Here is a 23582-nt window from a genome sequence, read left to right on the forward strand (position 1 = left end):
TCTCCTACCCGTGAATGTTGATCAAGTCCGCGGAACGTTGCGTCCTCAAGAGAACCTTTGCACATCTGCTGACGAACCGGTTCGGACAGTGCGCGGAATAGGTGATCGTGAACGGGGTGCCGCTGGGTACGGCACCTGACGAGCGAGCAGAGAAGTACACCATGCTCCACATCCATGTCTCTCTAACAGGCATGTCCAGCAAGCGGGCGACAACGCCGTCCCCGTCCTGAGCTTCTTGGATGCGTTTGCTGCCGTCAGGTACTAGAGGCGTGGAGTTCTCGGCGGTTAGGTAGAGAGGGGCGGCCCGGGTATGGATGCGTAGCTCGACGTCGCCTCGGTGCGTGACGGCTCTGAGGATGAGCCATCCCACAAAGCTCCGCGCGGCCCCAGTGATGCTCAATTCGTACGCCACATTTCCACGCTGCAACCCATCACGAGGAAGGTCCAGCCTGGTCACGGGCATGCCGTTCCCCGGTGTCCGCCAGTCGACCGAAAGACGCGGTGGGATGATCACGAAACACACCAGGATCGTGGTCGCCAGAGAAGTGACGATGAGGCCTATGGCGGCCGCGATGATGGGATTGATGTCTGGCCACCAACCTTGCAGGATCGGTGGGACATGCACCGTGGCGACGTAGATGACCGCTAGCTGAACGAGCTGGATCACCCACTCGCCTACGCGAGGCGAAGCGCTTCCCACGCTGGCCTAACGAGGTCAATCGGTGAAGCACCCTGCTCCGCCTGGGTTACGCCATTGCGGCGGATCACGAAGCCGCGGTGGTTGGGGCCTACGAAGTGCACCCCGAGCACTGTGAGGTAGGGATATTTTGACAGTAGTAACTGGACAGCGGCGTTCGCACCCTGCCCCGTGAGTGCTCCCACGAGTTGACGTTGTATCCGAGACTCTTCCTTCTCGTCCTCGATCGGGTCGAGATTCACGTCCGCAAGCTCAAGCTTGTCTACGTCCCAACCATGCTCTTTGGCGTACGCGGCCAGCCGCAGCAGGTCTTGGGAGCCGAGGCGGGGTATGCGGCCCCGTCCCGTCTCTTCGAATGCGATCGGAGGAAGGTTCGTCGGGTTGTCAACAAGGCGCAGGATCGGACCGCCATCAACGCCGGTATACTTCAGAATCACCTGCACTGACGCGATCCTCCTTCCTTGTGTCTGTCCCGAGAATGATAGTGTCCCTCCGGCATCCGACACGCCGGACTACCGGACGGAATCCGTGCTCCAGCACCGCAGCTCCGCTGCGTCATGCCTCCCGCTCCGCGCTCAGGTGGAGCCGGTCGTAGTCATGAAATCGGTGCCAGTGCTGGTGCTCGATGCTGGTCGGAGTGAGACGCGTTGCAATGAGATCGCCACCGATCGCTACCGGGTCTGAGCTCCGGCTGTCGTCGTTCTCCTGTTTCAGCTGGATCGCGAGTTCGATCACCTGTTCGGGCGTCTCGGGTAGGTCGGGCTCGAAGGTCTCGGCTCGCGGTTTGTGTCCGAAGGCCTGCCCGCTGCCTCGTTCGGGGGCGTAGTCGAGCTTGGAGCGGTGGACGTACCTGACCAGGTCGTCCGTGCCTCGAGAGAAGCCCCACATGTAGATCGTCGATGTGCCGTGGTCGCCGAATACGGCAGACACCTGACCATGTATGGCGGTTAGCTCTGACTGCGCGAGCGTTGCGATCGATTCAATGTCGCTGTCGTCGTCAATCAGCTCAAGGATGCGAGCGTTCCAGAGGTCTCCGACCGCGGCGGTCCCGGTCATCGCGAGAACCATTCGCTGGTCGGGGTAGGTCCACAGCTTGTGGGCGTATCCGACAGGTCGCCGGTCAGCGGTGGAGACCAGCGTGTCGGTGAAGATGACGACTTCGTGTTCTTGCTGGTCGAAGATGAGGAGGCTCATTATGCCTCTCCTTTGTCGAAGGCCGCGAAGATCGCCGGCCGGGGGCGGCGGGTTTCGATGATCTGGTCCTGGCTGTCGGCGGTCCCGACGGCTTCACGGGTTAGGCTGCCTGCGCCGGCTCCGAGCACCGCAGACCGCCAGGCAGCGACTGCGCCGTGGCCGCCAGCGGCGTTCACTTCGGCTGCAGTAACAACGTGCTCACCATTGGACAGGCGACGCAGCACCGAGTCGGATGTCGCAGTCCCGGGTCCGTACACGGGACCACCGGTTGCTTGTCCAGGGATCGCGAGCGATCCGAGACCACCGACCGTTGCGCTCAGCGCGAAGGTCTTGCCGGACGGGATCGCGTTGATAGCTGCAAGGAAGTTCTCCACTCGTTCCTGAGCTACCGCTGTGTTAGCGAGTGCTTCGAATTCCCGCTCGGTGGGGATCGCGTAGATGCGGTCAGCGAGGCGGTTTGCTTCGTCGGCGCTGTATCCGAGATCCTGGGCGCGGCGGATCAGATCGTCCCGGCCGTTGACGAGCGCCTGGCGGAACTCGTCTGTGTTCTGTGTCGCGTCGAATTGGGCTTGAGCGGCGTCTTGTGACTTGGATGCGAGGTCGACGAGCATGTCGAGGTTGTCGCGACCGGCTTGTGTTCCGGTGTCGAGAGTGAGCGCGTAGCCTTCCTGGCCCTCGCGGGCTTTCGTGATGGTCTCGTCGACCTTCGCGATCGCGTTCTGATAGTCGAGGTTGGCGGTGATGGCGTCCTGCCCGACACCGTTTGCCTCGTTGATCGTGTCGATGAGCTGGGTGAGTTGGTCGTTGAGCCCTCCAACCTGCTGGGCGGACTCTAGGTACGCGTCCGCCGCTGTCTTCGTAACTTCGACCTGGTCGTCGGTGACGGAGTTGACCTGCTCCTTCACGCGGATCGCCTCTTCGATCGATCCGTTCTCGCCTGCGATCGCTTCGGCTACCAATGTCGACGCGGAGGATACGTCTGTGAGTGAGATGCCGAGTCTGTCGGCGAGACGCTGCGCGGCCTCCTGCGATCCCTCACCCGCCTTGAGTACGTCGTCGATCTCCCGAAGGGCATCCGCGTTGAGCATCGCCGCGTCGGTGACCGTGTCCAGGGAGAGACCCAGCTTCTCGGCGGCGTCATACGCGGATCCGCGAGACATCCACAGCCACGACTGCTCAGCTGCGAGGTTCTCTTTGGCGAGGTCGCGGGACGCGTTCGTGAGCTTGTCGGTACCGGCCTCGAGCGTGTCAGCGTAAGCGCGAGCTTTGGCCTGCGCTTCAGCGTGACGGCGGGCCAGCTCACCAACAACCATGAACAAGCCACCGAGGGCGAGGCCAGCGACACCAGCCCCGACGGCTACGCCCTTCATGGACACGCCCGCGGCATCCATCGTTGCCTTCATCTCGAGGAACTTCGGGACGGTGGTGAATGCTGCTCCGCCCGCAAGGAGAATGGCAGCGGTTCCACCGCCGATGGCGAGGACCGCCTGTTGGACGGGTTCGGGCAGGTCGTTGTACATATCGACGAGACCGGTCAGGCTCTGCACCAGCTCGCGGAGGGCGTCGTTTGCTCCGGAACCCGTCTGGATGAGCGCTGCGTCCATCGCCCCGCTCAGCGCCTCGAGGTCGCCAGCGAGGTTGTCTAGGCGGTCGCGGGCGGTCTTAGCGGCGTAGCCACTGTCATCGACAGCGGCCGTCCACTCGTCCACTCCCTTCGCGCCAGCCCGGTAGAGGGCCGTCGCCGCGGTCACAGTCTCGCGACCGAAGATGATGCCGAGCGAAGCGTCACGAGACGCGCCATCCATGTTGGTGTACGCCTCCGACAACTCACCGGCGGCGTTCTCGAGCCCGAGGAAGTTACCCTGCGAGTCGTAGATTGTGAGTCCAAGACGCTCGATCTCCTTGCGCGCCTGGGCAGACGGGGACGTAAGCGAGGAAAGCACGCCACGAAGCGACGTCCCCGCCTGCTCACCGATGATGCCCTGCTGCGCAAACATCGCCAGGACACCCGTCGTCTCCTCGAGCGACACACCCATCGCCGCAGCCACCGGGCCCACAAACTTGAGACCGTTCGCCAGATCTTCCACCGAACCCATCGCCTTACCAGCGCCGGCGGCGAGAACATCCGCCACGTGCGACGCCTGATCACCCGACAGCCCGAACTGGTTCAGCGCGGTCGAGGTGATTTCTGCGGCGCGAGCCACCCCCAGCTCACCGGCCGCCGCAAGATCGAGAGAACCAGACAGCGCTCCGGCTAGAACGTCAGCCGTCGACACGCCAGCCTTCGCGAGCTCTTCCACCGCGCCGGCCGCCTCGCTCGCTGAATAGACCGTCGATGACCCAGCTTCAATGGCGGCAGAGCGCAGAAGGTCCATATTCGCGGATGTCTCATGCGTTGCCGCCTGCACGTTCGACATCTGCTGGTCGAACTCAGCAAACCGAGATACCGCCAACGCCACACCAGCAGCCGCGGCAGCGCCGAACCCCAAGGCCAGGCCACCCAGGTCCGTGAGAACCTGCTTCTTCTGGGCCAGCTTCTCAAGCTCGGTCCCCGTCTTCGCGGTCTTCTGCGCAACCTGATCCATCCCGGACATGTAGCCCGTAGCGAGCAGAGACAGACGGACAGCAACAGACCGATCAGCCATTGCGTTCTCCTTCGATGCGAGCCGCAGCTTCACGCACCGCGGTCTCCTTCGCGGTGGGGTTCCGCCCCGCGAATGTCTTGAGCTGCCAGGTCTGTGCTTCTTCGCGACTCAGCGGTCGCGATCGGCCATCGGGAGTCGTATCTGACATCGCTGACGCCTTTCGTTCGCGGGTGGGGGAGGGGCCTGAGTCGGCACCCAGCAGTACCGCCGGGGAGGGGAACTCTCGGTCTGTCAGGTCAAAGGTTTTGCGGATCCCAAATGTTTTGAACCTGACACACCCCTTAATGCCCTCCCCGGCGGTACGAGGCAGTGAGGGATGAGGGGGTGCCCCCACGTCGGTCAGCGCGGTCATGCGGTGAGCGCCCCGCCCCACATCTGCCCTTCGTTGGGTTGCTCTTCGGCGGCGATGCGTTCGAGGGTGGCGTCGGTGTGACGCCCGAGCTCCTGGGGCTTGATGAGGCTGTACGCGGAGGTCGCGTTGAACTGGACATCCGGGTCGGTCTGGAAGTGGATGACGTCGGCGAGGTCTTTGAGGGTTCCGGCGGCGTTGGGGTTGTCGTTGTTGTATTGGCTGATGACACGGTCCCAGCCGGCGCTGAGTGCGCGGCTGATGAGCGCCGCCTGCAGGGTGGTGTCTCCGGCGAGCTCGGCGGTGTGCATCATCGTGAGAGCCTTCGCCTGGTCCTTCTCGGTGAGCGCGGTTGCTCGGTCCTGGGCGTCGCGGTAGGCGATGATGGCGCTGGGGTCGTTGCTGAACTGGCCGAAGATTTTCCGTTCGAGTTCGGCGCGTGTGGTCTCGAGAGCTTCGCGCTCCTGCCGGTCGAGGTCGCTAAGGGTGCGGCTCGCGCTGAGGTAGCGCTTGGCGAGTTCGGCATTCTTGCCGGTGCTCGACAGGCGCTCGTCTGCCCGGATGCTGGCTACCCATTCACGGTGGTTCGCTTGAGTCGAAGCCGCGGTGTCGCGGAGCTTGTTGAGCTTCTGGTTCAGCGTGGTGAGTGCCATTCGGGTTTCTCCTTCAGTCCGTCCGGTTTCCGGCGATGTAGCTCTTCGCGTCTTCTGCTCGTATGAGCCAGTTGGGTGCTTTGGTGGCTGGTAGCCGTCCGTCCTGGCAGTCGAGCCTCACGGTGCGTTCGGCCCGGTTCGCTGCTCGTGCAACTTGCCTGACCGTCCAGTAGCTACGTTCCTCTGATGCCGTCGTTTGCCGGGGCTCGTTGCCGGAACCGGCAGGCTGGTGGAAAGCGCAGATGGACATTTCGGTGAGGATCTGTCCGAGCCGTGTCGTGCTGCCTGCACGGGCTCGGTGCTCGCGGATCCGCAACGGGGCGTAGATGATCCGCACGTCAGCGGGGGTGAGGATGATCGAACCCTCTGCGATTCGTTGGGTCATCTGCACCTCCTGGTGGTGTCCCGGTAGCGGGCGTTGTTCACGGTAATCTCCTTCGGACGAGTGCATTTGGGGCCGAAAAAACGGGACTTGAGCGCATGCAGGATGTGTGGTGCTATCCCCGGCGGTACTTGGGGGTGCAGGGGGAGTACCCCGCACCCCCCGCTGTGGGTTAGGAGAATGCGCGGTCGACTGCGTGGGTCACTGCGGCATCGTCGCGTGCGGTGTCGTGTGCCTGTCGCGGTGTGGGAGTTCCTTCGAGCGGCGTGGTGTCTGACCCGACTGGCAGGTAGGTGCGGCTGGCCTCGGCGGGGAGCTCAGGAAGTGTGCCCTCGATGAGTTCGGCGTTACCGTCTCGGACGGTGCGCGCGAGGTTCGTCGGGTTGATCTCACGACTGCTGAGGATGTGACCGGCGGGCTTGCCGCCGAGGGGCCGAGTGAGCTTGACGCGGAAAGCGGGAGCGCGTTCGCTGTCCCGCTGGTCAAGGCGTGTGAGCGTTGCGGGGTCGAGAAGCTGGGACCGTGCGTCGCGGGTGTGCTGGTTGACGGCGTGGGCAACATACGCGGCGGGCCTCCGGAGTGCTGAGATCTGGTTGCCGCCGATGGTGATCGTCGTGCCGGCCGTGGCGGAGGTGTAGATCTTCACCTCTTCGTCGTCGATGGTGAGTCCCTGGTCGGGTACGCCGAGGTCACGCAGCTTGTTGACCCAACCAAGGATCGCGGCGTTCCGCTTGTTGTTCACGTCTCGGATGTTCTGCAGGGCGGTGTCGAGCTGCGCGAATGCTGCGGTGAGTTCGTCGGCCTTGAGTGACGAGTCATCCATGAGACCGGTGATGGCTGCGTGGATCTCAGCGTCGGGCGCGAGGCTGCTTCGTTCGCGGTCGGCTGCGGCCTGTACGGCGTCGGATCGGAGTTTGGCGAGGTCGTAGTCGGCCTGGATGTTCTTGAGGTCGCGTCCGGTGATCTGCCGTGCGAGCGCGGCTTGCTGGGCGTTCTCGAGCTGTGTCGCGGCAGCGTTCAGTTCTTCGGCTGCGGTGGCTGCTGCGAGCGTCTTCGGGCTCTCGAGCGTGAGGGTCGGGGTCTTTGCTTTCGTCATCGTGTTTCCTTTCGTCGTGAGGCTTGCTAAGCACTTGCCAAGCAAGTGCCTACGCGAGCGTCCCTCAGGCAGGATTCGAACCTGCGGCCGGCCGTTTAGAAAGCGGATGCTCTTCCTCTGAGCTACTGGGGGCTGTGGGGGTATGTGGTGGGCCATACCCCCGGGTGAAGAGAAGATCATGGTCGATGTTGAAATCAGGCCGAGAAGTTATCCACAGGCCCTAGTGAGGTGGTTGGTTTGGTGATGTATTTCCTGATGCTTGTAGTCAGTGGTTCCTTCCTTGTTCTTAGGGGGTAGGAATTTCATACCCCTGCAGGTAGGGATTCCCTACCCCTGAGGGGTATGGATTTCCTGCCCTTGAGGGGTAGGGATTCCCTGCCCCTGGGTCGCGAGCCGTCTCCCTTCCTCCGCCTCCTGTACTCCTCTGTGTTGATGCTCATCTGGACGTCGATCACGACCGCGAATTCTGCTCGCCGGCCCGCTCGACCTGACTTCAGGCGTCGGATCGCCCCGATGCCGGTCAGCCCGCTAACGGCCTCTTTGACTGCCGAGAACGCCGCGTTCCGCTCAAGCTGGATCTCAGCGTGGTCCGGATGATCGGGGTGTACCTCGTCTCTCACACGCCGACCGAGAGCGAGCGCGGATGCCTCGCGAGAGTCGAAGTAGCGGGGCGGGGTGTCGTCGTCCAGAGCAGTCAGTGCCATGTACGTCATGAGCCGGTACTCATTCGGCTTGAGGGGCACGTCGATGGCGTACGCGATGAGTTGCTTGACAAGTCGAGATCCCACTACGCGCGCCTCCCTTCGGTGTTCAGTTGTGTGCGCAGCGCTCAGCCGGCCAGGTTGCGAAGATTTGCATGCCACGCGGTGATCGCTGCTTCCATCTGGTCGACGATGGATCGGATGTCGCGGAACTCTCGTTCGACCTCCTTCCCGAGTTCCGTCAGATTCGGGGCGCTGATACGCCACTCGAGGTCGTCGAGCAGGATGACCCAGCCCTGACCGGGGCGTTGGTCAGCCCAGACACGCACTGAGCTCTTCCCGGCGCGAGCTATCGCAACCTCGCCGTAGTGGTCGTCATCGTCGGTGTTGTGCTCTCGGTCTGTCTCGACGCACCACGGGTAGGTATCGCACGTGTGAGTCATGCTTGCGCCGTCCTCTCGTACATGTTGGGAATCCCGCGTCGCTCTCGGTATCGCTGCACCGTTCGGTTGCAGATGCCGAGTGCGCGCGCGGTTGAGAGGTCGCTGTGGCCACGGTTGATGAGCGCTGCGATCCGCTCGTATACGTAGTCCTGATCGGGCGTACGGTGACGGCTGCGGGTGATTCCGCCCTGGCTCCGCACCTGGTGTGTGCTCATGCTGCGACCTCACCAGCGGTGTTCTCGTAGCCGCACAGCCACCGGAACGCGCTTGCGATCGTGCCTTCATGGGCGACGTACCCGAGCGGGTCGATGAGCTGCATGTGGTCGCCGCGTGCCCGTACTCGGAGGTCGCTCTTTCCGGCCCAGTTACGCAGCTTGGGGATCGAGCGGCGGTGGCCGATCTCGTCGGGCGCGAGCTGTACGAGAAGGTGTCGTTTCTCATCGGAGAGGACTACCTGCCAGGTGCCCAGGGACACCCGCAGGGTGACCGTCTCCTCGCCTGTGAGCGCCCACCGCCAAGTAGCCACGTCAATTGTGCTCACCCGGGGAAGCGGCGTCACGTTGACCCGATACTCAACCGACGGCGATTGGTCGTAGTCCATGCTGTGGATCTCGTCGATGTAGACGCGCTCTCCGTTGGGGATGACGCTGCGGCAGTCGATGACGAGTGTCGCGTGCCCCATAGAGCGCAGCGTGTCTTGCGCGGTCCCCATGAGGGTCGCGCGCTGGTCGATGACGTCTTGCACGCCTGTCAGTACGGCGCTCAGTTCCGGGCTCAATGCTCGTCCGCCTTGAGCGTCACGGCGATCTCCTCGAGGCGCCACATCATGTGACGGGTAACCGGCGAGAGGACGTGCGGGGTCTTGAAGAGATCCGCCACGTTCATGCCGGGGAAAGCGTCACAGACTGCTTCGAAGTTGACGTAGCCCTCACAGCGCTGCGCCAGTTCCTCAGCCGCCGCGAGGTCAGCCGTGAACTTGCGGACGCTCGCGAGGTCAGCGAAGAACTCGTCGGCTCGAAGCTCGACGTACCATCCCTGATTCGTCGCGTTGCCGGGGGTGACTTCCTTCCGGACGAAGATGTCGTAGCAGACGGCCTCGTGATAGTCGCGGTAGACAGAGACGTGGGATGCCTGGTGGTAGTCGTCGGGCTCGTGTTCCTGCCCGAACTCGACGCACATGGCCTCCTTGCAGATGGTCATCTGGCGAGCGGGGGTGGTCTGTGTCATACTCATGACAGATCGGTCCTTTCGTAGTGGTTAGGGGCGGTTCTGAAACCCGGCCGGCCAGCCGGGTTTTTCCCTTTGTAGGGAGCTTTCGAGGTCGAGATGTCGGTAGCGACGAGATCTCGTGTGAAGGTCGTTTCGGGCGGGTCGTGGGTCAAGCGAGCACCCACCGGGTAGCTCGACGACCGTGCCTCGACCGACCCGGTTCCGCCCCGGCTCTCACGAGTCCGCGATGCACGAGTTCCGATGTTCGGGTGCGGATTGACTGATCCGTTGCGAACGGGACGCTCTCGCTCGATGCCGCCCGCTTGCCGTAGGCGTCGATCAGTTCGTCATGAGTCATTGCGCCGTGCTCGGTGAGAAGAGACACGATGACCGTGTGAACGCGGGCTAAGACCGCGGGATGCTGCGAGGCAGAAGCTTCGAGTGCGTAGCCATCAAGAACCGCGGGGCGCGTGCGCGACGTCATGACGCCTCGGCGATGAATCGTTCGATGTCCGACTCGCGGAACATGCGGCGTCCGCCGATCTTGATACTCCGAGGCGCAGTGCCTGCGTGGAGCATCCATCTCAGTCCGGCCTCCGTCGTGCGGAGTTTGGGGGCCGTCTCTCTGACGGTGAACAGCTGGTCCGGCATGAAGCTATCTCCTCTCGTGGTCTACTTCGACCATGCTTCATAGTACACAGGATCTTGTCGTCCGCAACTGGATTTCGTGGTCGAAGATTGGATACGCTGTCTTACGTGGAAGAGAAGCGAACGCGCGATCAGGAACTGGGGCACAATCTGGCGCGCCTGCGAGGCGACATGAGTCAGCAGGCGCTTGCGGACAAGATGCGAGAAGCCGGCTTTGATTGGGCTCAGGCGACCGTGTGGAGCGTCGAGAAGGGCAAGCGCCCGCTTCGTCTTGCCGAGGCTGAGGCGGTGGCGAAGATCTTTGGCTTCGACCTGAACGCGCTCACGACACACACGTCCTGGTACACGTTGTTCAACCACGCGACCGACCTGCAGCGAGCCAATATGGCGCTCTGGCAGGCCGCGGAGAACTATGAAGCGACGCTACGCACGCTCGTCGAGGCCGCAGACGAAATGGTCGCGGAAGGCGTCGACGTGGACGAGATCACGAGCATGATGGCCGGCTACCTCGAGCCCGACTATATGGACCGTGCCAACATCATCGTCGGCAGGCGCATGACGTCGAGACACCCGGTTCCCGGTGGTGGCCCGTTCGCGAAGATGCACAAGGAGAAAGCCCGCAATGGCGAGCGTTAAGAAGCGTCCGAACGGGCGGTGGCGGGCCCGGTACACCGACGCCCAGGGCAAGGAGCACGCGCGCCACTTCGAGCTCAAACGGGACGCTGAGCGCTGGATCGACGAGGTGACGGCCGCGGTCGTGACCGGTCAGTATGCCGACCCTCGCGCGGGCAAGGTGACGTGGCGGGCGTGGGTTGAGGCGTGGATGAGTCGCCAGGTGTGGGCAGATGGTACGCACGAGGCGGCGCGGACGTCGGTCATGTCGGTGCCATGGCTTGATAGCGCAATCGGCTCGGTGCGCCCGTCGCACGTGCAGGCGTGGATCTCGGGGGAGAGTAAGCGCGGGCTGGCGGCGTCGACCATCCGTACGCGGGTCAACTATGTGCAGATGGCGTTCCGCGCGGCGACGCTCGATCGGGTCATTCCGACGAACCCGGCTGAGGGGGCGAAGTCGCCCCGCACGCGTCGCTCTGATGCGGCGATGAAACTGCTCACCGTCGAGCAGGTAGCCGCCGCGCTCGATGCGGCTGGCGACTTCCGGCCCTTCGTGGCGGTCTGCGCGTTCGCCGGCCTACGCCTCGGTGAAGCGGCGGGCCTGCGGGTGAAGGATGTGAACTTCCTGCGTCGCACGATCGGTGTGCGCCAGCAGGTGCAGGGATCGACGCACAAGACGGCGAAGATCGTTCCTCCGAAGGCCGGTTCGGAGCGTGACGTGTTCGGGCCCGATGGACTTATGAGTGTGCTCTCGCTCGTCGACCGCTCGTCGTCTCCGGATGCACTGCTGTTCCGCACGCCGCTCGGTCAGATGTGGCATCGGAACAACGCGGGTGAGGAGTGGCGGCGGATCCGCAAGGCCGCAGGTCTGCCCGAGGACGTGACGTTGCACGCGCTACGCCACACCTACGCCTCGAGCCTGATCGCGGCCGGCTGCGATGTGGTCACGGTGCAGCGCGCGCTAGGCCACTCTCAGCCGTCAATCACCCTGAACGTCTACAGCCACTTGTGGCCGTCTGCGGAGGACAAGACGCGAGCCGCGGCGGCGGACTTCATGGCCTCGGTTCTCGCTCCGGCGGACAATCCACGGACAGCTGACGGAAAAGCCCAGGTCAGAGGCTAGTCTTACCGGTAGTTGACGAACTGGAGGTCGACGTCGAGGTCGGCGGCCTTCAGCATCCGCTGCACTTCCTGCAGGTCGTCGCGCGACTTCGACTGCACGCGCAGCTCATCGCCCTGGATCTGCGACTTGACCGACTTCGGGCCCTCGTCGCGGATCATCTTGCTGATCTTCTTGGCATCCTCCGACGAGATGCCCTCCTTCAGCGTCGAGACGACGCGGTACTCGCGGCCGGAAGCGGTGGGCTCGCCCGAGTCGAGGCTCTTGAGCGAGATGCCCCGCTTGATGAGCTTCGTCTGGAAGACGTCGAGCACGGCCTTGGCGCGCTCTTCGGAGTTCGCCTTGATGAGGATCGACTCGCCCGACCACTCGATGGAGGCGTCGGTGCCCTTGAAGTCGTAGCGCTGCTCGACCTCCTTGCGGGCCTGGTTCAGCGCGTTGTCGGCCTCCTGGCGATCGATCTTGCTGACGATGTCGAACGAGGAATCTGCCATGCCGCTCAGCCTACCGAGCCGCCGTGCGCCCTGCCACGACGGCGAGGATCCCTGCCAGGGTGGGGTACATGAGCTTCGTGATCCGGGAGCCCGCCGCCGAGGAGGCAGCGCTGCTCGCCGAACTCCATGTCGCCACCTGGCAAGAGGCGTACGCGCACCTCCTGCCGGCTGGGTTCTTCGACGCAGAACACGTCACCTCGCGACATCGGATGTGGAATCAGATCCTCAACGACCCCGCGCCCACCGTCACGGTGCGCGTCGCGGAGCATGGCGGTCAGCTCGCGGGATTCGCTCTCGCGGGCCCGAGCTCTGCCGACGGTGGCGAGAAGCCCGGGCGTGACACCCACCTCTACGCGATCTATGTCTCCGCTGCTCATCACGGCACGGGGGTGGGCCAGGCGCTCCTGGACTCGGCGCTCGGGACAGCACCCGCGACTCTGTGGGTCGCCAAGCAGAATCCACGAGCGATCGCCTTCTACCTTCGGAACGGCTTCGCCTTCGACGGTATGGAGAAGGTCGACCCGATGGCTCCCGCTATCACGGAAGCCCGCATGGTCCGCTGACCTCGGTCGCGCCCGTGGCCTCGCGCCGGGGGACGCTAGGCTCGCGCCATGACGAGCGAGCCCGCCGACCGGCCCCGGCGCCGCGGCCGCGGGTGGGGAATCGCCGCGACGATCCTCGCGGGCATCGGCATCCTCCCGGTCGGTGTCGTGTTCATCCTCGGGTACACCGTGGATCCGCTCTGGGGATGGATGCTGTTCATCGCCCTGCCGATCTCGATCGCGGCAGGCGCCCTCGGCGGCGTGCTCGGCATCATCGGGCTGATCGCGGCGCGCGGTGACGGCGCGGGATACGGGTGGCCCGTGGTGGCACTGGTCCTCGGCTGGGGGCAGGTGCTGCTGGGGACCGGATTCCTGAACGGCTGGTTCATCTGACGCCGAGGGCGTCCGTCACGACTAGCAGATCCGGCGCGGAAAAGCAGGTGTACGAGCCACTTCGCGCATGCCAATAGCATCGTCTCGAACCGGCGGTGCTCGCGGCCGGGGCAAGGGGGACGTGTGAACGACGTGCCGGACTCTGTTCCGACCGCGCCGGCCGGCTGGCATCCCGACCCATCGGGACAGCAGCAGCTGAGGTATTGGGACGGCCAGCGATGGACCGATCACGTCTCGCCCTACCCCGTGGCGGAGCAGACGGCGCCGGATGCCGCACCGGCGGCGGCCCCCGCTGCCGCGCCCGCGCCCAAGAACCCCGGGCAGAAGGTGATGACGCGCGCGACCTGGATCCTGCTGGCGGCCACTCTTCTCATCGTCGGCGGCGCAGCCGGGTTCGTCGGCTGGACCGTCGTCTCGGCCAACGCGGCCGCGACCTCGGAGGCGCCGGATGTCGTCGACGGCTTCCTCGCCGCCGCCACAGCCGACGAGCCCGGCTGGACGCAGTACGCCTCGCCCGGCTACATCGCGATCTCGGGGTCGGCGACGCCCCTGTTCGGCGACGCGCGCGCCGCGGAGGTGCTCGACCTCTCCATCGAGTACGACCGGCGCGGCATCCTCTATGGAACCAACGGCACCGCCGGCTACGAGTCGCCCAGCGGCGCGGACACCGCCAAAGCAGTGGTCGACATGACCTACACCTTCACCGTCGACGGCACGCCGCAGACGGCGACCTCGACCCGCGAGATCTGGCTGACCCGGCCCTACTACTACGGTGACGACGTTCCGTCGGCGTTCAAACCGGGAGAGACGCCGACGGCGATCGGGCCTTGGCGGGTGACCGGCGCGGCATCGGCGGCGGCGTACGAGGGAGAGGTCGTCGCGACGACGAGCTTCGAGCCCGCCCGACTCGATCAGGCGTGCTACACCTCCGACGTCGTGCTGTCGCAGATGTCCGAGATCGCGCGCACCGAGGGTGTGCTGGCCGCGGTCTGCCTGAGCGGCGGCACCTCGACCTCCTTCGACGACGGCATCGACATCGACGCCCTCGCCGCCGGGTTCCCCGTCGTCGGCCAGGCTGCGCCGCTGAACGATCTGATGGGGTGGCACAACGATCCCAACACTCCGGCACCCCTCGAGCAGTACCTGATCTCTTCGGGCGGGACCGACTACGTCTTCGTCCTCGCCTCGACGGGCGTCGGCGGCGAACTGACGACCGACTCCGAACGCCGCATCATCCTCATCTCGAAGGCGGAGACCCGATGACCGACACCACCCCCGCGCCGGCCACCGAGGCGCCGGAGCGGAAGCCGCGCAACCGTGCGGCGCGCACGATGCAGATCGTCATCGCCTCCCTCGGCGTCGGCGCGCTGCTGATGACCGCCGCCGCAGGTGTCGTGCTGTGGCCGCGGACGCCCGAGGCGGGGCCGACGGCCGATGTTCCGGTCGCGTGGGCTCCGTGGGCTGACAACGACCTGGCGACTCCCACCAGCGCCACGTTCGCCGAGATGAACGCCGCGATGCGCGATAAGGATCGCGAGCGGTTCCTCGCTCACGCCACGGGTGACGCGGCGACGCAGCTCGCGCTGTGGTGGGACAACTCCACCAAGATCGGGTGGGATGTCGCGGCGATCGCGCCGTCGGACTTCGACGTCGACGAGACCGGAACCATCGAGGTCATCCTCGGCGCTCAGTATGCATTCGCGGCGCAGCCGCAGCGAGGCGACGGTGACCGTGACGCCGGTCTCGACCTCATTCAGGGCTTCGCCTACACTGTCACCTTCGAGCCCGGTACCGTCCCCAGTCGGTCGTTCGATCGGTACGAAGAGACGGAACCGCCCGAGCCCGCCACGATCACATCCATCGTCCCCGCGCGCGAGCCGAACCCGTGGGACGAGGGTGAGATCCACGTGGCCAAGCGCGACCACGTCGTCCTTTTCGGGATGAGCGACGAGGCCGAGCTGGTCGATCAGAACGCGGATGCGGCCGAGCGATCGGCCGTCATCGCGCTCGACACGATCCGCGCCCTCGGCGGCGAGCCGACGCAGGACGGCTTCGTATCGGCGATCACCGACGACGATGAACGCTTCCAGCGCTGGCAGTACGGCAAGGGCACGCCGTGGGACATGGATGTCGCCGGTTACGCCCGTCCGACTCTCCGACCGCAGATCGCGCAGCGCTTCCTCGACCCCGTGATCGCGACGGGATCCGACACCTCCGGAACGCTCATCGTGATGGGCCCGGGCGGCGCGACGGGTCGCGAGCAAGTGTTCGTCCACGAGTTCGCACACGGCCTTCACTACACAGCGGCGCCCGGGTCGTTCATCGCACCGCCCGTGGCGGTCCACGAGGGTTTCGCCCGCTTCGTCGAATGGAAATCGGGTCTCGCCGATCCCGGGTACCTCCGGCCCGAGGTGAAGGCCGCCATCGCCGCGCAGGGAATGGGGGCCTTCACCGACGAGGCGCTGCGCAGCAAGGACGCGAACCTCGCGTACGACGCCGCGGGGTCGTTCTACGCCTACGCCGATGCCTATGACGGGTCGGCCTGGACGATGGCAGTGGATTCAGTCCTCGGCGGCGGATTCTTCGTCGACAGCACCGACTTCACCGAGGCCGACTGGCAGGCATGGGTCGCATCGCAGTGACCGCGGGAGGGCGTCCGCGCACGCGGCCCGCTAATGCCGTGCGCTTCGTAGGCTGGAACGCGTGCAAGCTCTGACCGAAGACCAAGTCCGCGCTTCGTTCGTCAACGCGACGGTCGACGACCGCCGGATCATGGCGATGCCGATCGACTTCATGCTGCTCGACTGGGACCACCTCGACTTCCTCGCGTGGCGGGATCCGAACTCGCGCGAGCGGGGATACGTCATCACGCAGCGCGAGGGTGCGCCGGCCGGAGTCGTCATGCGCGCGGCATCCGGAAGCTCGCGTGCGCGCTCCGCGCTCTGCAACCTCTGCCACACCATGCAGCCCGGCGACCAGGTCACCCTCTTCAGTGCGCGCAAGGCCGGGCCCGCCGGCGATGCCGGTGACACGATCGGCACGTACATCTGCGCCGACCTCGGATGTCACGACAACGTGCGGATCGCCGGACCGCTCGCGCCCAGCGAGATCCGCGCGAGCGTCGATCGCCGGATCGACGGCACCCGCCACCGCACCGAGGCCTTCGTCGAACGGGTCATCGGAGGCGACGACTGACGGCTCTCGCCGTGGTTCGGAGCACGCGGTCACAGGGGGTAATATGGGTTCTCGCGCCTCCGGTCGACTGCACAAGCCGGGCGGGTGCGCACTGGCGAGTTACCCAAGCGGCCAAAGGGATCTGACTGTAAATCAGACTGCATTGCATTCGGGGGTTCGAATCCCTCACTCGCCACATCGAGAAGGGCCCCCGCTGAGCGGGGGCCCTTCTGCTTGGCGATCCGCGTGGTTCGCGCCCGGTCAGCAGGCGGTCGACACGGTGCTCCGGCACAGGCCGATGCTCAGTGTGCTGGCCAGGACCGTGCGGTGCTCGTCCTCGCTCTTCTCGAGCGTCTGCAGCGACAGGATGAAGCCCATTTCCTCACCTCCTTCGTTCGATCGCCGCCGGAGAACCGACGGGTGCGAGCACCGGGGGGAGTATGGGGAGGAGTGGCCGGTCGGTCATCGGACCGCGACCGGATGCCGCGACGAGGGTGAGCAGCACGCCCGCGGCTCCGGTGGCGAGGTCGCACGAGGCGCGCAGCATCCCGTCGCCGACGATGCGGACGCCGGCCGGGGCATCGAGGGCATGCAGGGTCATCCGCGACAGGTGGTGGTCGCGGGCGCGGACCGTCTCCGGCGTCGCATGTCCGGTCGCGTGCAGCGAGTGGAGGAAGAGCGCCAGCCCCGCTCGGCCGGCGAAGATTCCCGACTGCACGACGAAGGGGGCCGACGCTGCTCGGATGATGCCGCGCAGTGCATCATCCAGCTCGTCGTCCGGCTCATGCGCCAGGTACTGCGCGAGGACGAGTCCGATGCCAGCCGACCCGTGGGCGAGATAGGGAAGCAGCCGCCAGCCCTGGTCCACCTGCAGCGAGCCGTCCCCGTCGCGCCGCAGCGAGCCGAGGTCGATGGCGAGAGCGTGGCGGGCGATCTCGAGAAAGCGCCGGTCTCGGGTGTGCTCGAACAGCCGCACGGCCAGGAGCGCGGTTCCGCTCGCGCCGCCCATGAGGCCGCCGCGCCGTCGTGATGCGGGCGGCGTCGTCATCGGCGCGCTCCGCTCGTCGAGCCCCCACCTCTCGCTGAGGCGGTCGACGATGTCGATCGCTCGAGCGAGGTCGTCGGGCGAGCCGGATGCGTCGAGGAGGGCGATGCCGATACCGGCGAGGCCCGAGGCGAGGTCGGAGCCCCATGCTCCGACGTCGAGCTCGACGCTCTGCAGGCGCTCGCCGAGCGTCGTGGCCTCGTCGGTGAGCCCCAGGCGGCGGCACGCCCACACCGCGCCCGCGAGGCCGTCCATCAGGCCGACGCGAGGGCGGTCGTCCCGCACTGCGGAGATCGACTGCGACACCCACGCGCGCATCTCGGACGGCAGAGCGACACCGGCGGCGTCGAGCGCGAGGGCGACCCCCAGTGCGCCGTGGGCGAGCGAGAACGCGGGCTCCGCGAACTGACGGGGATCGCCCGGCCACAGCCGGTCGCGGCGGTGCGGCGTCGCATCGGCGATCAGCTGCGCGGCGATCCGCTCGATCGTCGGACCGGGCTGGGGATGCCGGCCCGCCTGGCCGGGGGCGCCATCGCCGCGAGACCCGAGCCGCAGCGCGGCGGCCATGCGCTCGGACCATGCGCGAGGCAGGTCGAAGGCGGCCGCGGCCTCAGCGGCGAGAGCGCCGGCCTTCGCCGGCTGAAGAGCGAGCACGCTCGTGAGCGGCAGGAAGACGTACAGCTCGATGCACGCCAGTGCGTGAGCGTCGCGCCGCACGGGGTCGGGCTCATCGGGCAGCGTGAACCCGGCCGCACCGAGTACGGCGGCGGAACGGGAGCCGACCGGCATCGACATCTCGAAGTCGATGAGGCCGACCGACCCGTCCGCGTCGACCACGACGTTCGCGGGGTGCAGATCCCCGTGGGTGAGGCCAGCGGCGTGGAGACGGGAGATCTCCCGCCCCAGGGCATCGACGACGCGCAGCATCCGGTCGCGATACGCGTGGCGCTCCGCGGCGGTGGAGACCGCGGCGGTCAGCGGGCTGCTGGTCGACACCACCCGATCGAGCGGCTGGCCCGGCAGCTGTTCCAGGACGAGGAAGCGATGACCGTGCGCGTCGAGGGATGCCCGCACCTCCGGCACGCGCACTCTGCCGGCGACGGCTCGCAGGGTCCGTTCCTCGTCCTGGAGCCGCGCGACGGCATCGCGGCCGTCCGGGGTCCAGCCGGCGAACGGCCGGGCCTCCTTCACGATGACGGGGGAGCCGTCGAGAAAGCCGCGGTAGACACCGCCGGCGTTGGAGTAGTGCAGCGCCCCGGTGATCTCCGGGAATCCCGCCGGCGGCTGGTCGCCGAGGGCGTCGAGCTGACGCCGGAGGAAGGTCGGCAGCTCGACCCAGGGCGGAACGTGGAACCCGGCTTCGCGGCGGTCGGGAACCCACTGCCCGCTCCGCAGGTCGCGCACCGCCGGCAGGGACTCGCCGTCGACGAGCACTTCATGGTCGGTGAAAGCGCCGTACCGGACGAAGAGCGGCCCCGCGTTCCAGCGCAGGTCCGACAGGATGTACGGGCCGGGCCGGGAGCCGACTGCTTCGTCGAGGGTGCCGAGGCAGTGCTCCAGGCTCTCCTCCGAGGGCGGATAGAGCGTGATGAACTTCCCGGCGCCCGACCGCTCGGCATCCTTCGCCAGCACGGCGTCGAGCGCCCGCTCGTCGATCAGGTGCTTGAACGGGATGCCGTGCCGGTGGCAGTACGCCGACACGATGTCGAGCACATCGCCGGCCCCGTCGGGCAGTGCCGTGACATGCACCTTCCACCCCTGATCGGCGAGGCGCATCCCGGGCGGCAGCCAGATGGACCACGGATGCCGCCGGCCCCGCCGCCAGCCGTCCCACGGGACCGCCGTCGACGGCGCGTAGACGTCCGCGCCTTCCGGTGCGCCGGCGCGGGCGGCATCCGTGCCGGGTGAGTCGTAGAACACCCGATCCCGTATCGCGAAACGCCCGAAGATCGGATCCATCTGCTTCCCCCACGGCCCGGTACGGCGGGCCCAGGGTCATCATCGGTCGGGCCGGACCGCGGGCTCGGCGGGCGAAGACCGGACAAAAGCCCCTTTGCCATTGCCGCGGGGAGCGGCGCAGGCGATGACGAGCAGGTGTACAGCGACCTGCCCGCCGGGTCGGAGTGCGTCGTGACGGAGACCCGATGCGGCACGACCGCGCTCGTGCAGGTGGCGACCGCCGACCCGGTCACCGTCGAGATCCTTCCCGCGACAGGCGGCGCAGAGCCGTACCTCGGCCTCATGCTCGGCCGGGGCAGCATGATGGTGGGTCTGCTCGTGCGTGGCAGAAACCGGTGCCGAAGTTTCACCCGGATGGATGACGAAATCTAGACCCGGTTGCGCGCTCCCCACAGCGCGAGCTGGGTGCGATCCGCGAGATCGAGCTTCTTGAGCGCGGAGTGCAGCTGCGATCGCACGGTGTGGACCGAGACCTGCAGCGTCTCGGCGATGCCCTCGTTGCTCGTGACGCCGCCGGCGAGAACGGAGATCACGCGACGCTCGGCGGAGGTCAGCTGCGCGCCGGCCTCGGGGTCTTCGGGGGCCCCGCCGCGGCGGACGAACTCGCGGATCAGCGGCGCCGTCACTCGCGATGACACGAGAGCCTCGCCCCGAGCCGCGGCGTAGATCGCGCCGACGAGCTGGTCCGAGTCGTGGCTCTTCAGCAGGTATCCGACGGCGCCGGAATCCAGGGCCTCGCTGACGTATCCGTCGACGGCGAAGCTCGTCATGACGATGACGGCGATGGGCGCGCTCCCGTCGTCGGGACGGGCGAGAAGGCGGGTCGCGGACAGCCCCGACATCTGGGGCATCTGGATGTCCATGAGCACGACGTCGGCGCGTTCGGCGCGCGCGACGTGGACGGCGTCGACGCCGTTCGAGACCTCGCCGACGACCTGGATGCCGGGAGCGCCTTCGAGCTGCAGTCGCAGCCCGCGACGCACAGCACGATTGTCGTCGGCGATCAGAACGCGGATGCGCTCGGCCCCACGAGTCATACCGTTCTCCTTGTCAGGCGACCGGGTCGATCGGGATCGTGATCCGCACTTCCCATCCGCCGGTCGGCGTCGGCCCTGCGAACAGTGTGCCCCGCAACAGCTCGACGCGCTCGCGCATCCCGCGCAGGCCCCAGCCGAGATCGAGGCCCGGAACAGGCGTCGAGTCACTGTTCGGGGCCCGGTTGACGATCCGGACGATGAGCTCGTCCTCGGCGGCGGTCACCGAGACGCTCACGGGTGCCCCGGGAGCGTGCTTGGCCGCATTGGTCAGCGCCTCCTGCAGGGCGCGGTACGCCGTGGTCGAGACGACGGCGGGCAGATCCGACACCCCGCCCGACAGCTCGAACGACACCGGCATGCCGCGCCGCGACCAGAACTGCACGAGTTCGCCCGCCCGGCGCAGGTCACGCGTCGTCTCAGTCGGGGTCGCTGCCTCCGTGTGCAGGTCGCTCAGTGCGCCCGCGAGGCTCGCAGCGGCGAACCGCCCCTCGTTCCTCACCTCACCGACCAGGCGGATCGCCTCGTCGGGGCGGGCCGGGGCGAGAGAGATGGCGGCATCGGCGAGTGTCACGAGCCCGGCGAGGTGCTGGCCCGCGACATCGTGCAGCTCTTGCGCGATGCGGGCGCGCTCGCGTTCGCGCGCGTCGTTGACCCGTGCGTCGTGCTCCTGGCGGGCGAGCTCGGCCTGCTCACGGGCCAGTGTCACCTGACGCACCTGGGCGCCCCACCAGATCCCGAGAGCGGTCGCCCCGAGGGCCGGAGCGGAGAAGCGGAAGAACTCGTTCGCCATGAAGCTCAGGGCGGTACTGACGTCGCCCGAGTAGAAGACGGCCCAGGTGAAGAGCCCGCCCATGCCGGCGACCACGACGCCGAGCAAGCACACGACGGCCGAACCGGCCGAGACCCGGCGGGCCAGAAGGAACTGCGCGAGTGCCACGACGAGGTACATGCCGATGAGCCAGTTCGGTATGTCGAAGGCGCCGAGGAGGACGAGGTAGACGGCGACCGTCGCGAAGACCGCCGTGCGGGGCCACCGCTCGCTCAGGAGAACAGCCGAGGCTTGGGCCACGCACGCCAGGGCGAGGATGACGCACAGGACCGATATGGATACGTCGAAGGGCCAGTCGACGGGACCAGCGATCATCGCGGTGATCGGCGTCGCCAGCACCTGGACGGTCGTGCTCACCGAGACGATCGCGACCAGGATCGCCGACGCGCGACGCGTGCGGAAGAAGGTCTGCGTCGCGGGTGCGCCGAAGTCGACGCCGGGCTCTCGGGGTGGCTTCACCACAGAATCCTCTCAGCCCCGCGCAGAAGCCCCGTGCATGCCAGGATGTGAGGAGTCAGCGCGGAAGGAAACCTGTCGATGAGCAAGCCCATCACATCTCCGGAATCGAGCAAGCTGCTGCGCGCCGCGATCTGGGTCGCCATCGGCGCACTCATCGCCGCGGCGATCGTGTGCGTCGTCTGGGTTCTGATCGGCTCGGGCACCGGCATCGTCGCGCGCGCCTTCATGACGGTGCTGCTGCTCGCGGGTTTTGCGGGCATCGCGATCCTCGAGTCGCACCTGGCGGGTCGTCGGCCCGCCTGGTTCGCGCTCACGAGCATGGGCAGCTGGGTCGTCGCGCTGCTGGTCGGCGCCGTCATGATCTGGCTGCCGTCCCCGACCGAGAGCTTCGGGTGGGGATACGAGCGCTTCATGCGCTTCCTCCTGGTCGTGCTGATTCTCCAGCTCGCGCTGCTGCACCTGCGCTTGTTCACGAAGGCCTACCTGCGCAACCCCACGACGTTCCTGTCGATCGTGACCTACGTCACCATCGCCTTCGTCGGCATCGTCGCCGTCATGCTGATCGTGCCGCTCGTCGGCGGCGAGTGGTTCGACTTCCTGCCGATCTACTGGCGCGTCGTGGTCGCGCTCACCATCCTCGCGGCGGTCGGCACCGCGCTGGTCCCGCTCGTGAACGCACTGCTGATGCCTCGCCCGCCGCATCCACCGGCAGCTGCGCCGTGGCCGACCTATGCCGACGGCCGCACGCCCTTGCCCGTGCTCGGCGATGGATCGCCCGACTGGCAGGCCTACTACACCGGTCGCCCCACCTACCCGCAGGGCTATGCCCCCGCGCAGCAGGCTCCGGCACATCCGACGGCGGCTCAGACGACCCCGCCGACGCAGGCGCCCGCGCAGCCGGGATACCAGGACTACCCGCCGCCCCCGCCGCTGCCCGACCAGCCGATCGCCCCGCGCTGACGTTCCCGGCCTTGCGGAGGCCGCGAACCCCGTAGCGTGGGTCGCATGGTGGATGCCCGAGAGCTCACAGATCTGGCCGTCGAGATCGCGCGCGAGGCGGGTGCGCTCGCGCGTCGACGCCGCGGCGAGGGCGTCGCGATCGCCGCGACCAAGTCCGCGCTCGCCGACATCGTCACCGAGGCCGATCGTGAGGTCGAGCTCCTCATTCGCGATCGCATCGCTCAGGCGCGGCCCGACGACGGGTTCCTCGGCGAGGAGTCCGGAGCCGAGCGCGGCGCGAGCGGCTTGACCTGGGTGGTCGACCCCATCGACGGAACCGTCAACTACGCCTACGGGATCCCGCACTACGCGGTGAGCATCGCCGTCGTCGACGGCGAGCCCGATCCGCAGCAGTGGGAGGCGGTGGCCGCGGCGGTCTTCTCGCCGGCCGTCGACGAGATGTTCAACGCGACCGCGGGCGAGGGCGCCTGGCTCGGCGACGCCCGCCTCGCGGTCTCCGAGCCGACCGACGCGGGCGCGCTCCTGGCGACCGGTTTCGGCTACGACCCGGCGACGCATGCGGGCGATCTCGCGCGGCTGGGTCGCATCATGCCCGTCGCGCGCGATATCCGCCGCGCCGGGGCGGCATCCCTCGATCTGGCGTACGTCGCCGCCGGCCGGCTCGACGGCTACGTCGAGCGCGGACTTCAGCCCTGGGACCACGCCGCCGGCGCGCTGCTGGTCGCCGAGGCCGGGGGAGTGGTGACCGGGATGCCCGGAGAGCGTCCGGGGCGGACCATGACGATCGCCGCGTCCCCGTCGCTCCACAGTCGTCTGGCAGAACGGGTTTTCCACGAAAGCTGACGCGTGGATCGCATTCCCAGCCGCAAGTCGTTAGTGTTTACCCGTTCGTTATCTTCGGAACCCGATCCGGAGGGCGGACACCACCCGGAGAGTTTGTG

At 66.9% G+C, this 23582-nt stretch carries 27 protein-coding genes and 1 tRNA gene; 11 read left to right on the forward strand and 17 right to left on the reverse strand.

The window, feature by feature from the left end; all coding sequences use genetic code 11:
• Positions 1-4: 4 nt before the first annotated feature.
• The 12 genes from C1N74_RS03990 to C1N74_RS04050 all read right to left on the reverse strand — a co-directional run bounded on the left by C1N74_RS03990 (position 5) and on the right by C1N74_RS04050 (position 10020).
• Complete coding sequence (locus tag C1N74_RS03990) at positions 5-667, reverse strand: hypothetical protein (protein WP_137750024.1); 663 nt, start codon at positions 665-667, stop codon at positions 5-7.
• Between the two features lie 8 nt (positions 668-675).
• On the reverse strand, positions 676-1140 hold the full coding sequence (locus tag C1N74_RS03995; RefSeq protein ID WP_137750025.1) for a hypothetical protein: 465 nt from the start codon (positions 1138-1140) through the stop codon (positions 676-678).
• Positions 1141-1252: 112 nt separating this feature from the next.
• Positions 1253-1891, reverse strand: coding sequence for a hypothetical protein (locus C1N74_RS04000; RefSeq protein ID WP_137750026.1), 639 nt, complete (start codon positions 1889-1891; stop codon positions 1253-1255).
• Positions 1891-4569, reverse strand: a complete 2679-nt coding sequence (locus C1N74_RS04005; RefSeq protein ID WP_137750027.1) for a phage tail tape measure protein — start codon at positions 4567-4569, stop codon at positions 1891-1893. Before C1N74_RS04005 ends, C1N74_RS04000 begins: the two co-directional genes overlap by 1 nt.
• 315 nt (positions 4570-4884) lie before the next feature.
• Entirely contained in the window at positions 4885-5538 is a 654-nt protein-coding gene (locus C1N74_RS04010) for a hypothetical protein (protein WP_137750028.1), read from the reverse strand.
• A gap of 13 nt (positions 5539-5551) precedes the next feature.
• Positions 5552-5923, reverse strand: coding sequence for a hypothetical protein (locus C1N74_RS04015; protein ID WP_137750029.1), 372 nt, complete (start codon positions 5921-5923; stop codon positions 5552-5554).
• Between the two features lie 169 nt (positions 5924-6092).
• Positions 6093-7016, reverse strand: a complete 924-nt coding sequence (locus C1N74_RS04020; RefSeq protein ID WP_137750030.1) for a hypothetical protein — start codon at positions 7014-7016, stop codon at positions 6093-6095.
• A 302-nt stretch (positions 7017-7318) separates the two neighbouring features.
• Positions 7319-7804: a hypothetical protein gene (locus C1N74_RS04030; RefSeq protein ID WP_137750031.1), complete on the reverse strand. Its 486-nt coding sequence runs from the start codon at positions 7802-7804 to the stop codon at positions 7319-7321.
• Positions 7805-7845: 41 nt separating this feature from the next.
• On the reverse strand, positions 7846-8046 hold the full coding sequence (locus tag C1N74_RS04035) for a hypothetical protein (RefSeq protein WP_137750032.1): 201 nt from the start codon (positions 8044-8046) through the stop codon (positions 7846-7848).
• Positions 8047-8371: 325 nt separating this feature from the next.
• On the reverse strand, positions 8372-8905 hold the full coding sequence (locus tag C1N74_RS04040; protein WP_137750033.1) for a hypothetical protein: 534 nt from the start codon (positions 8903-8905) through the stop codon (positions 8372-8374).
• A 29-nt stretch (positions 8906-8934) separates the two neighbouring features.
• Positions 8935-9360, reverse strand: coding sequence for a hypothetical protein (locus tag C1N74_RS04045; RefSeq protein ID WP_137750034.1), 426 nt, complete (start codon positions 9358-9360; stop codon positions 8935-8937).
• A gap of 489 nt (positions 9361-9849) precedes the next feature.
• Positions 9850-10020 (reverse strand): AlpA family transcriptional regulator, encoded by a 171-nt coding sequence (locus tag C1N74_RS04050; protein WP_137750035.1) that lies wholly within the window; start codon positions 10018-10020, stop codon positions 9850-9852.
• A gap of 105 nt (positions 10021-10125) precedes the next feature.
• Between C1N74_RS04050 and C1N74_RS04055 the strand changes: the two genes are divergently transcribed.
• Both C1N74_RS04055 and C1N74_RS04060 read left to right on the forward strand, forming a co-directional pair.
• Positions 10126-10653, forward strand: coding sequence for a helix-turn-helix transcriptional regulator (locus C1N74_RS04055; RefSeq protein WP_137750036.1), 528 nt, complete (start codon positions 10126-10128; stop codon positions 10651-10653).
• A 106-nt stretch (positions 10654-10759) separates the two neighbouring features.
• Entirely contained in the window at positions 10760-11752 is a 993-nt protein-coding gene (locus C1N74_RS04060) for a site-specific integrase (RefSeq protein ID WP_258318002.1), read from the forward strand.
• A gap of 2 nt (positions 11753-11754) precedes the next feature.
• Here the strand turns inward: C1N74_RS04060 and C1N74_RS04065 are convergent, their stop codons facing one another.
• The gene (locus C1N74_RS04065; RefSeq protein WP_137750037.1) at positions 11755-12243 is read right to left on the reverse strand and encodes a YajQ family cyclic di-GMP-binding protein; all 489 of its coding nucleotides are present in this window, start codon (positions 12241-12243) and stop codon (positions 11755-11757) included.
• 68 nt (positions 12244-12311) lie between these two features.
• Between C1N74_RS04065 and C1N74_RS04070 the strand changes: the two genes are divergently transcribed.
• From C1N74_RS04070 to C1N74_RS04095, 6 genes are all read left to right on the forward strand, one after another.
• A complete protein-coding gene (locus C1N74_RS04070; RefSeq protein ID WP_181405577.1) occupies positions 12312-12806 on the forward strand; it encodes a GNAT family N-acetyltransferase in 495 nt (164 codons plus the stop codon).
• Positions 12807-12854: 48 nt separating this feature from the next.
• Positions 12855-13178 (forward strand): hypothetical protein, encoded by a 324-nt coding sequence (locus C1N74_RS04075; protein WP_137750038.1) that lies wholly within the window; start codon positions 12855-12857, stop codon positions 13176-13178.
• A 123-nt stretch (positions 13179-13301) separates the two neighbouring features.
• Positions 13302-14441 carry a DUF2510 domain-containing protein gene (locus C1N74_RS16360; protein ID WP_258318003.1) on the forward strand — a complete coding sequence of 380 codons (1140 nt, stop codon included), beginning with the start codon at positions 13302-13304 and terminating at the stop codon, positions 14439-14441.
• Positions 14438-15820 (forward strand): hypothetical protein, encoded by a 1383-nt coding sequence (locus C1N74_RS04085; RefSeq protein WP_137750039.1) that lies wholly within the window; start codon positions 14438-14440, stop codon positions 15818-15820. The genes C1N74_RS16360 and C1N74_RS04085 overlap by 4 nt, the downstream gene beginning before the upstream one ends.
• A 61-nt stretch (positions 15821-15881) precedes the next feature.
• On the forward strand, positions 15882-16373 hold the full coding sequence (locus C1N74_RS04090; RefSeq protein WP_023952148.1) for an FBP domain-containing protein: 492 nt from the start codon (positions 15882-15884) through the stop codon (positions 16371-16373).
• Positions 16374-16466: 93 nt separating this feature from the next.
• Positions 16467-16548 (forward strand) — tRNA-Tyr (locus tag C1N74_RS04095).
• A gap of 65 nt (positions 16549-16613) precedes the next feature.
• Here C1N74_RS04095 and C1N74_RS04100 read toward each other — a convergent pair.
• Positions 16614-16730, reverse strand: coding sequence for a SapB/AmfS family lanthipeptide (locus C1N74_RS04100; protein WP_114597945.1), 117 nt, complete (start codon positions 16728-16730; stop codon positions 16614-16616).
• Between the two features lie 4 nt (positions 16731-16734).
• Positions 16735-19356 (reverse strand): class III lanthionine synthetase LanKC, encoded by a 2622-nt coding sequence (gene lanKC, locus C1N74_RS04105; RefSeq protein WP_137750040.1) that lies wholly within the window; start codon positions 19354-19356, stop codon positions 16735-16737.
• A 171-nt stretch (positions 19357-19527) separates the two neighbouring features.
• Between lanKC and C1N74_RS04110 the strand changes: the two genes are divergently transcribed.
• Positions 19528-19728, forward strand: a complete 201-nt coding sequence (locus C1N74_RS04110; RefSeq protein WP_137750041.1) for a hypothetical protein — start codon at positions 19528-19530, stop codon at positions 19726-19728.
• Here the strand turns inward: C1N74_RS04110 and C1N74_RS04115 are convergent.
• Positions 19725-20393 (reverse strand): response regulator transcription factor, encoded by a 669-nt coding sequence (locus C1N74_RS04115; protein ID WP_023952143.1) that lies wholly within the window; start codon positions 20391-20393, stop codon positions 19725-19727. The genes C1N74_RS04110 and C1N74_RS04115 overlap by 4 nt on opposite strands.
• A gap of 13 nt (positions 20394-20406) precedes the next feature.
• The gene (locus C1N74_RS04120) at positions 20407-21681 is read right to left on the reverse strand and encodes a sensor histidine kinase (RefSeq protein ID WP_023952141.1); all 1275 of its coding nucleotides are present in this window, start codon (positions 21679-21681) and stop codon (positions 20407-20409) included.
• Positions 21682-21759: 78 nt separating this feature from the next.
• On the opposite strand from C1N74_RS04120, the gene C1N74_RS04125 reads away from it, so the two are divergent.
• Positions 21760-22641, forward strand: a complete 882-nt coding sequence (locus C1N74_RS04125) for a hypothetical protein (protein ID WP_023952139.1) — start codon at positions 21760-21762, stop codon at positions 22639-22641.
• 45 nt (positions 22642-22686) lie between these two features.
• Positions 22687-23484 carry an inositol monophosphatase family protein gene (locus C1N74_RS04130; RefSeq protein WP_181405578.1) on the forward strand — a complete coding sequence of 266 codons (798 nt, stop codon included), beginning with the start codon at positions 22687-22689 and terminating at the stop codon, positions 23482-23484.
• Positions 23485-23582: the final 98 nt, after the last annotated feature.

It is taken from the genome of Microbacterium sp. SGAir0570, from assembly GCF_005491085.2.
GTDB lineage: Bacteria > Actinomycetota > Actinomycetes > Actinomycetales > Microbacteriaceae > Microbacterium > Microbacterium arborescens.